Origin of the sequence: Micromonospora sp. NPDC047548, from assembly GCF_040642975.1 — a bacterium.
Lineage (GTDB): Bacteria > Actinomycetota > Actinomycetes > Mycobacteriales > Micromonosporaceae > Micromonospora.
Genome location: NZ_JBEYTI010000090.1, coordinates 1 through 8,415, shown reverse-complemented (window position 1 = coordinate 8,415; position 8,415 = coordinate 1). Strand labels below are relative to the sequence as shown.

Here is an 8,415-nt window from a genome sequence, read left to right as displayed (position 1 = left end):
CTGGGCGGTCAGGAACTGTTTCCAGGTGGGTCCGGATCGCCGGGGTGCCGGGTCGACCCCGGCCTGGTTGAGGATCTTCCACACCGTGCTGGCCGCGACCTTGTACCCCAGGCCGAGCAGTTCACCCTGGATCCGGCGGTGCCCCCAGGTCGGGTTCTCCGCGGCGAGTCGCAGCACCAGCTCGCGGACCTGTGCGTTGACCGGTGGCCGGCCTGGCCGGGCATGCGGGTACGTCCATCGTCGGGCGACCAGTTCACGGTGCCACCGCAACAGGGTCGCCGGGGTGACGAAGAACGTTGACCAGCGCGGGCGGGGCAGCAGCCGTGACAGCACCGCCAGCACGACCCGGTCGGCCGGTTCGAGGTCGGGGCGGTGCACCTGGCGGCGTAGCACCGCCACCTGGTGGCGGAGCACCAGGATCTCCACATCTTTGGCCCCGTCGTCGCGGGCGAGCTGGGTCAGCATTTGCAGGACCTGGCGAAGCAGCAGGTACACCAACGACGTGCTCATGGCCACGAGCATGACGGCTGCACCGGGCTCGAGCTCGCACAGAGCCGCACTTCAGACGGCCGAACCGAGTATTCGAGCCCCACAGGCCCGCCACCGACACCCGGTACAGCTGACGTATACCACCTGGCATGGCCGCTCCAGCGAACGCGGCCTCGACCCGTATGGGCTGGTCTTCCACAACGGCCGCTGGTACGTCACCGGTCGCGACCACACCAGCGGATCCGTGCGGACATTCCGACTCGACCGCATCGGCGCCACTCGCGCCACCGCCGGAGCGTTCGAGGTGCCAGCCGGGTTCGACCCCACCGGACACGTCCTTGCCGGACTGGCCTCGGTGCCCTACGCCCACGACGTCTCGGTCCTGCTGCACACCAGCCTCGCCCAGGCACGCCAGCGGATCCCTTCATCGGTCGGCACACTCACCGAGGTCGCCAACGGAGTGCGGCTGACCACCCGAGCCGAACACCTCGACGGCGCCGCCCAGATGCTGGCCGGGCTCGGCTGGCCCTTCACCATCGAACGGCCCGCCGAACTCAGAGCCGAGGTGCGCGCCCTGGCCGCCCGCCTACTCACCCACGCAGATGCAGGCGAATAGACCGCCACAGCGGCCCGTCGACGTTGGTATGTCGGCAAGCTTGACTTCCTCCACCCGCCTGAAGGCGGGGGATTCCCCCCTCGCGGGGTGGATCTTCCTGCTTCATCGGCGATTGCCCCCGGGACGAACCCAAGCCGAGGTCTTACACGGCCTCCACAGGCTTCACATCCCGCCAGCCCGGCGGTAGACCGGACGAGTCTCCTCAACCGGCACCGCCGACGCTATCACCCGTTCGTAGGCCCTACGACCGGGTGGGTGGTGGACGGTTATCCGCCTTGGCGGCGGATTCCCTATCCCTGTCCTGCTCCGCAGGAGTCCGTTTCCTCCCCGGCCTGAAAGCCGGGGTATCCACGGAAGGAATCTGATGAAGCATCCGCTCTTGCCGCGATCCGGGTGGTTGTGCTGACCGCTTCAGGGGCTGGCTTCGCCTGTTCATCATGGCGGTCACGGTCAGTCGAACCAGTTGTATGCTGTTCGACCGCAGAGTGACGGACACCATCACAGTATACAGCCCACTGCCATCTACTGCCCGTGCAGAGTTGACGGACGATCCCCACGGCTGAAGCCGGGGGTCTGCGCCCTGCTACACCGGTTACGGCGCTGCGATGCGGCGAATCCCTGCGATCTGGTTGATCCAGCTGTTCAGTCGGCTGATCTTTACAACGTCGCCGGTTTTCGGGGCGTGGATGATGAGTCCTTCGCCGAGGTACATGCCGACGTGGCGCGGGTTGGACATGGTGCCTTGGCTGCCGGGGATGAGGATGAGGTCGCCGGGCAGCATGAGCGGTGGGTCGGCCACGGCCTTTCCGGCGTTGGCCTGGTCGGTGGTGGCGCGCGGGATGGAGATGCCGGCCGCCCGGTAGGCCGACTGCATGAGGGATGAGCAGTCGCATTGCTTGTCGGGGTCACCGGAGTGCGGGTCGGTGCACGATCCGCCGAAGTGGTAGGGCGTGCCGAGCTGGTTCACGGCCCAGAAGGTCGCGGTCGTCACGGCGGGCGGGGTGTCGGCGGGTAGCGCGAACCCGGCCGGGAGGGCGGCGAGCGCATCGGTGGCGCAGTCCGCGAGGGTGCTGGTGAGCTGCTCCACCAGGTGCAGGGCGTCGTCGGTCCACGTGGCGTACGCATCGGGGAAGGCCGAGACCTGGACTGCCTGGGCGGCTTGGGTGAGCGGCATCGTCTGCCAGCCGGGGACGGTCAGGAGCTTGTCGAAGAACTTCCCGGCTTGGTAGGCGGGCTTGGACAGTTGCTCGACGGTGCCCCAGCCCTGGCTCGGGCGCTGCTGGAACACTCCGATCGAGTCGTGGTCGTTGTGGTCGCCGAGGAAGGGCAGGTTGCGTAGGCCGGACTCCTGCATGGCGGTGGCGGTGGCGACGACCCAGCCCCAGCGGGGTACGCCCTTGGAGACGCCGACGTCGATGATGGTCGCGGCGATGTCGAGCTGCTCGGTGTCCCAGTTGCCGATGCCGGGCGGCTGCCCGGAGGGGCGCACGGCGGGCGCGGCGGCGATGCCGCACCGGCCGGAGCCGCTGCCCATGAAGGACGACAGCAGCAGCATGGGCAGGCCGATGCAGGCGACGATGACGACGGTGACGATGCCGATGACGGCTTTGGTCATGGTGTTTGCCTTTCGATGGAAGCCAAAAAGGCCGGTCTCCGCGCGGGTGCGCGGCCGGCAGCGGTGGAGCTCGAGACGGATTACAGGAGATGGATGAGCGGCAGCAGGCCGGCGTGGGTCTCGTGGAGGAAGTCGGCGATCAGGTCGATGGCCTCGAACAGCGGGTGGCTGGCGTCGACCGGGGTGGCGTAGCGCCAGTCCCAGGGTCCGGGCTCCAGGCCGGGCACGTACCAGAGCGCCCCGTCGTAGCTGAGGAACAGTGCGCCGTTGATCTGTGGAGCGAGCAGAGTCATGGGTTGGCTGGCGCAGGCGGCCAGGCAGTGGCAATCGGGGTCGTTGTAGATCGAGCGGGGCTGCCGTGGTGGACCGGGCAGCGGCACGCAGGCGCGCTCGTAGGCGTTGCAGTAGGCGCGGTACAGAGCTGTCTCCTCTGGTCGTGAAACACAAAAAGGTCCGTGGGCCGCCCACGTGGGCGGCCCACCTTGAGCGTCGGTTCAGTCGATGGATGCGTGGAGCACGTGGGCGCACTGGCGCAGCAGGTGCTCGATAACCCGGCTGGCGCCGTAGAAGCCAGCTCGGCTGTCGATCTCTGCGGCGCTCTCCCAGTCCCAGGTGCCATTGGCCATGGCCGGGACCTGCCAGAGGTCACCGCCCTGGTCGAGGAACAGTGCGCAGCCCCAGTGGTCGGCCAGCAGCGTGATGGGCTGGGTGACGCAGGTGATGGCGCAGGCGCAGTCGCGCTCGTTGTAGGTGGTGCGCGGCAGGTGGTGGTGCACGAGGCAGCGACAGTCGCAGACCCTCCGCCACGGATGCGTGTATGCCATAGGGTTTCTCCCGGTAGGTGGACAGGCGTACGCCTCGGTCGCGGCCGGCGGTGGGCAGCTTCCGAGGCGTACGCGATGGGAAGGTGGTGTCAGGCCGTCATCGGGTCAATGGCGAGGTGATGGAGGTTCGGCCGGGTCCCAGGAGCACGGTGTCCTGGATCTGGCGGGTCTCCTCGGCGGTGAGCAGGTAGGCGGGCAGCCGCGGTACACCTTCGCGCCAGGCGCGGTAGAGCCGGTGTGTCCCGTCGATGAGCAGCGGGGCGGGCGGGTGCCCGTTGATGCTGAGGTGGCACAGGATCAGGGGTTTGGTCAGGTCGGTGGCCATGGCGTAGGCCCGGTCGAGGGTGCTGCTGATGGGGCCGACGAGGCTGACCGCTCGCTGGTGCGGGTTGTCGAGGTGGGTGAGGCCGTACGCGGCGGCCCACGTCGGTACGTCGAGGTGCTGGGTGTCGCGGGGTGTGGTGGTGATCAGCGCCTCGGCGGCGTCGATGGAGAACACCCACGGGCCGAAGTGGAACCACTGTGGTTGTCGGGAGCTGATCACTGGCCGCCTCCACCCCTTGTGACGCGGGTGTAGATCGCAACGCAGCGGAGGATCAGCTCGTGCGACGGCAGGGTCAGTAACCGTTGCCGTTTGTCGTCGACGAGCAGGTCCCAGATGAGGACAGTGACGCTGGCCGACCACAGGTCCACGAGGACACCGTCGATTTTGGCGTACTGGCGGTCGGCGACGATCCGCCGGAGCGTGTCGATGAGGGTGGCGTCTCCGGGTGGGTGGTTGGCGTCGTCGGGCCGGGCAGCTTCGGGGAGCAGGGTGTAGCAGTCCTCGCAGGTGTGCTCCACGCGCGGCGGGTCCTCGCTCTCCCACCGCCCGACGTCGGCGGCGGGCAGGCCGCACACCGCTTGCGGTAGGTCGCGGGGGTGGCGGATGTGGCGGATCATCGGCTGGCCGTCCGGTCTGATCCGCACCGTGTGGTGCTCGGCTGTGCCATGGGTGTCTCCGTTCCGCTGAGGCCCGGGGCAGCGGCACCGTGACCGCTGCCCCGGGCCGTGGGCTGAGGTGGTGCGGTCAGATCTTCAGCAGGTCGAAGGCGGCCACCTTCAGCTCGCCGACGTTGCCGGTCAGCACCCGGTTGGCGCGGGTGGTGTCGTCCTTGGCGGGCTGGTAGTGGTCGAGGTACTCGGTGATGGCTTGGTATCCGGCCCACCGGCTGCCGGCGATGGCTTTCAGGGTGTCGGCCTCGCGGATCAGGTACTTGAGCGTGCCGAGCCGCTGCTTGGCGTTGTTCTTGGTCGTCTCGGAAGCGGTGTCCTTGATCGGCCACACCTGAGCGACGACCTTCTCGAACTCGCGCATGGTCAGCTCCGCGTGAAGCATTTGCTCGGCGGCCTTCTCGAAGGTCTCCATGTACTTCCACATCAGGCCCAGCGCCTCGCGGGCCTGGCTGATCTGGGAGTTGACGTTGGAGGTGTGCCGGAAGGTGTAGTGGCCGACCGCGTGTTGGAACGCGGCGCGTTGGGTGTTCGCGCACACGACCCGGATTGGGCTGGCGTCCACGCGCAGCGCGGCGGTGCCGTCGTGGGAGGTCGTGCCGATCAGGTAGAGGTCCATGCGGTCCACCCCGGCGATCTCCATCGCGTCGGGCAGCTTCATGGTCACGAACACGCTCTTGCCGCGACGCAGGCTGCCGGCGGTCTCGAAGTGGGCGCCGCCCACCTGGTCCACGAGGCGGTCCAGCATCTCGGCGCACTGCTCGTTCTGGACCACGGTGTAGTCGGTGCCGACGATGCCCAGGTACTCGGTGTCGCCGGTGACCGGGTTGCGGCGTACGGTCATCCGCTTGTCGTCGGCGGGGATCTGCACCTCGACGCCGCCCACGACGTCGATGCCGACGGTGCGGATGGTGCGGACGCCCCAGTCGCCGAGCCGGGCGGCGGCCATGATCTCCTCGGCCTTCATCGTGTCCTGGGTGACGGTGCCCAGCTGGTGCCAGGCCGACAGGCGGGCGCTGGCGAAGGCGGCCGTTCCGTCAGTGAATGTCTCGAGTTCGTGCGGCACGGGTTTCTCCTCTCGATGTGCCGCGGGGGCCGAGCGCACGGCTCGGCCCCCGGGATGGGACGGGATTGGTGAGGGTCAGGACTGTTCAGGGCTGCCCTCGTTGGCCGGCGTGGTGCCGGTGGGGTAGGCGAACGCCATCGGCGCTTGGCGACCTGGATGAGGTGGCCGGCGGCGGCTGCGTGCAGGCAGCAGTTGGTGACGGCGCCGGTGCCGAGGTGGCGGCCGTCGAGGGTGGCGCTGATGCCACGGGCGATCTCGTGCGGCTTCAGCGGCTGGCTCGGCCTGTGAGGTAGGCCAGGACCAGTTGCGATAGGGGCCGAAACGTCGGACATGGGACTGTCCCACTTCTGCGCCCCGGGGGGCCTGGTTGGCCCGACCCCCGGAGTCGGAATCGGCTGTGCCGGGTCAGGACAGGTCGGCGTCGTTGCTGCCCTGCCCGGTGCTGCCCGCGTCGGCCTCGGCGGCGTTGCCGCTGCCGGCCTGCTTCGAGTAGGCGAAGGTCAGCGGCGCGTCGGAGACCATGACGATGCGGCCACCGGCGGCGGCCTTGGTGCAGTTGTTGCGCACCGCCCCGGAGCTGACCGAGCGGCCGAGCTGCCCGCCGATCACGGTGGCGATGTCCTGCGGAGTCATCGCCCGGCCCGGGTTGGCCAACAGGACGTCGAGGGTCAGCCTCTCCAGCTCGCCTCGGCCGAACGGCTGGCTGCCGTCGGCGTTGACGCTCACGTCGCTGCGGCGGCCCGCGCTTCCGGGGACGCTCGGCGCACGGGTGGGCGTGCGCGTGGGCAGGGTGACGACGTGGGTCGTGCCGTCCGGACCGACGACGTGCAGCGTGCCGTCAGGCCGGATGAGGGGCAGCACCGCCGCCGTGGCGCTCGGCGTGTTCGCCAGCCCACGGATGACCTGGTAGCACAGCGGGCAGCGGGGTGGCTCCGGGTTCGGGTCGACCTCGCTGGCCTTGGTGGGTCCGGCGATCCACCGCTCCGGCAGGCCGGGCAGGCGGCGGGCGGCGTCGGCCTGCTCCATCGCGGTGAGCAGTCGGGAGGCGGTCGGGTGACCGATGCCGCTTTCGGCCACGATCACGTCGAGGGTCGCGCCGTCATCGCCGTAGTCGGCCAGGACGCCCTTGATGGCCATGACCTTGCGGTCACCGGGACGCGTTGGCTGCACGACGGTGACCGTTCGCACCTCGTCGTCCTCGCCGCTGCCTGCGTCGTCGTCCGAGTCCTCGTCGCCGTCGCCGGCCTGGTCGGTCTCGTCCTCCGGGTCGTCGCCGGCGTCGTCCGGGTCGATCCCGCCCTCGCCGTCGACGGCGACGCCGGGCTGATCGGCCTGCTCCGTGTGATCGGTGTCCGGCTCGTCGGCGGTGTTGTCGAGGTCCGGGTCGGCGAGGTCGGCCTCGTCCGCGCCGATGGTGTGCACGTCGCCGAGGTCGGCGGCGGCGTCCAGCTCGGCGTCGATGGTCTCGTACGGTGCCGCCAGGGTCCACCGGGTGGGCGTGCCCTCGGCCAGGTCGGCGTCGGTTTCCACCGCGACGATCACACCGGCGTCGGCCAGGGTCTTGATCGCCTTGTCGGTGGTGGACCGGGCTTTGCCGGACTTGTCGGCCAGCTCGTGGACGTTGCCCTGACCGAGTTCGGTCAGGGCGTCGAGGACGGCCTGCGTGGCAGGCGTCAGGGACAGATGTTCCATCAGGTCCTCTCCTTGGGAACGTGGGTTGGGAAGCCCGGCACGGTGTTGTGCCGGGCTGTGGTGCGCCGGGTCGCGGGCAGCGGTCAGCGCGGCAGGCGCGTGGAGCTGTGCGCTGCCGTGCTGGGTGTTGCCGGATTGCGACCTGGTGGCCTTGGGGCGGCGTGATGCAGCCGAGGGGGTCAGCGGCCGGAGGTGGCGGGCTCGTCGGCCGCGGACTGCAGGATGTAGAGCCCGCCCTCGGCAGGGTCGCGGTAGATCCCGGCGTCAGCATGGGACAAGCGCAGCTGCCCGGGGCCGACTGTCAGATCCAGCTCGGCGTCGGACTCACCGACGCGTACGCGGGTGGTCCGCCCGGCGAGCTGATGCTTGCGGCAGGAGTCGGTGTGGGGCAGGACGACGAGGACGGTGTCGCTGGGGTTGACGTAGCGCCGACGCAGTGACCGGCCCGGGTTCGCGTCGGCGTACTGGGCGCGGGCAGGGTCCTCGATGAGGGCGTCGATCCAGTTGCGGGCGTACCGGCACTCGCAGGCAAGGACGGTGATCGTCTCCAGCGGGCCGGTGACCGTGCTGACCGATCCGGTCAGGTCGTCGGCGTTGATGAGCAGGGTCCGTAGCCGGTCCACCGCGAGCAGCAGCTCGGCCCGCGCCTGGCGCAGGGTGCTGGCGGCCTGCGGCAGGTGCGCGGCGGCGGGGATGGGGTCGGCGGCGTGCTGGTCGAGGGTGCGACCGGTGGCCAGGGCGACCCAGCGGCCTATCGCGTCGAGGTGCAGCATGAGTCCCCTCCTAGGTGGCGAGGTGGGCGAGTTCGGCCGGGGTGAGCTGGTTCGGGGTGCGGTTGCACCAGGTGTCGGAGTGGCGCAGGTGCCACCAGCGCAGCAGCGACCGGCAGGCCGAGGCGAGGTCGTCACAGCCGGGCAGCGGGTAGGTCATGCCGGGCTGGGTCTGGCGATGCTGCGGGTTGGTGTACGCGGTCGGTGTCCAGCCGTGGTCGGTCTGGGTGACCTCGCCGACGACGCGGCAGGGGTAGGGGTGTCAACTGCTGTCAAGGGAGTGTTCTTTAGGCGTCGAAGGCGTGTTCTGGTGTTGTTCGGGCGTGGGGTTACGGGAGTGTCGTACCCAT

General features: G+C 69.6%; 11 protein-coding genes. 1 reads left to right on the top strand and 10 read right to left on the bottom strand.

Features of this window, described 5'->3' with window-relative positions; all coding sequences use genetic code 11:
* Positions 1-510: helix-turn-helix domain-containing protein (locus ABZ807_RS32680; RefSeq protein ID WP_357166838.1), on the bottom strand; the 510-nt coding region annotated here is incomplete at its 3' end.
* Between ABZ807_RS32680 and ABZ807_RS32675 the strand changes: the two genes are divergently transcribed.
* Complete coding sequence (locus ABZ807_RS32675; protein ID WP_357166835.1) at positions 509-1,105, top strand: WYL domain-containing protein; 597 nt, start codon at positions 509-511, stop codon at positions 1,103-1,105. The two genes, ABZ807_RS32680 and ABZ807_RS32675, sit on opposite strands and share 2 nt — an antisense overlap.
* A 592-nt stretch (positions 1,106-1,697) precedes the next feature.
* On the opposite strand, the gene ABZ807_RS32670 is transcribed toward ABZ807_RS32675, so the two are convergent.
* The 9 genes from ABZ807_RS32670 to ABZ807_RS32630 all read right to left on the bottom strand — a co-directional run bounded on the left by ABZ807_RS32670 (position 1,698) and on the right by ABZ807_RS32630 (position 8,225).
* Complete coding sequence (locus ABZ807_RS32670) at positions 1,698-2,720, bottom strand: C40 family peptidase (protein WP_357166832.1); 1,023 nt, start codon at positions 2,718-2,720, stop codon at positions 1,698-1,700.
* Between the two features lie 80 nt (positions 2,721-2,800).
* Positions 2,801-3,100 carry a hypothetical protein gene (locus tag ABZ807_RS32665; RefSeq protein ID WP_357166828.1) on the bottom strand — a complete coding sequence of 100 codons (300 nt, stop codon included), beginning with the start codon at positions 3,098-3,100 and terminating at the stop codon, positions 2,801-2,803.
* Between the two features lie 114 nt (positions 3,101-3,214).
* The gene (locus tag ABZ807_RS32660) at positions 3,215-3,544 is read right to left on the bottom strand and encodes a hypothetical protein (protein ID WP_357166825.1); all 330 of its coding nucleotides are present in this window, start codon (positions 3,542-3,544) and stop codon (positions 3,215-3,217) included.
* Between the two features lie 97 nt (positions 3,545-3,641).
* Positions 3,642-4,088 (bottom strand): hypothetical protein, encoded by a 447-nt coding sequence (locus ABZ807_RS32655; protein ID WP_357166822.1) that lies wholly within the window; start codon positions 4,086-4,088, stop codon positions 3,642-3,644.
* The gene (locus ABZ807_RS32650) at positions 4,085-4,513 is read right to left on the bottom strand and encodes a hypothetical protein (RefSeq protein WP_357166819.1); all 429 of its coding nucleotides are present in this window, start codon (positions 4,511-4,513) and stop codon (positions 4,085-4,087) included. The genes ABZ807_RS32655 and ABZ807_RS32650 overlap by 4 nt, the downstream gene beginning before the upstream one ends.
* Before the next feature lie 100 nt (positions 4,514-4,613).
* A complete protein-coding gene (locus ABZ807_RS32645; protein ID WP_357166816.1) occupies positions 4,614-5,603 on the bottom strand; it encodes a DUF932 domain-containing protein in 990 nt (329 codons plus the stop codon).
* Between the two features lie 405 nt (positions 5,604-6,008).
* A complete protein-coding gene (locus ABZ807_RS32640; RefSeq protein ID WP_357166813.1) occupies positions 6,009-7,295 on the bottom strand; it encodes a MarR family winged helix-turn-helix transcriptional regulator in 1,287 nt (428 codons plus the stop codon).
* Between the two features lie 179 nt (positions 7,296-7,474).
* Complete coding sequence (locus ABZ807_RS32635) at positions 7,475-8,068, bottom strand: hypothetical protein (protein WP_357166810.1); 594 nt, start codon at positions 8,066-8,068, stop codon at positions 7,475-7,477.
* 10 nt (positions 8,069-8,078) lie between these two features.
* Complete coding sequence (locus ABZ807_RS32630) at positions 8,079-8,225, bottom strand: hypothetical protein (protein ID WP_357166807.1); 147 nt, start codon at positions 8,223-8,225, stop codon at positions 8,079-8,081.
* Between the last annotated feature and the right edge of the window lie 190 nt (positions 8,226-8,415).

Excerpts from the sequence above, each read along its gene's own strand:
- ABZ807_RS32675 (WP_357166835.1), top strand. The coding sequence starts at position 509 with ATGGCCACGAGCATGACGGCTGCACCGGGCTCGAGCTCGCACAGAGCC.
- ABZ807_RS32670 (WP_357166832.1), bottom strand. The coding sequence starts at position 2,720 with ATGACCAAAGCCGTCATCGGCATCGTCACCGTCGTCATCGTCGCCTGC.
- ABZ807_RS32660 (WP_357166825.1), bottom strand. The coding sequence starts at position 3,544 with ATGGCATACACGCATCCGTGGCGGAGGGTCTGCGACTGTCGCTGCCTC.
- ABZ807_RS32640 (WP_357166813.1), bottom strand. The coding sequence starts at position 7,295 with ATGGAACATCTGTCCCTGACGCCTGCCACGCAGGCCGTCCTCGACGCC.
- ABZ807_RS32635 (WP_357166810.1), bottom strand. The coding sequence starts at position 8,068 with ATGCTGCACCTCGACGCGATAGGCCGCTGGGTCGCCCTGGCCACCGGT.
- ABZ807_RS32630 (WP_357166807.1), bottom strand. The coding sequence starts at position 8,225 with ATGACCTACCCGCTGCCCGGCTGTGACGACCTCGCCTCGGCCTGCCGG.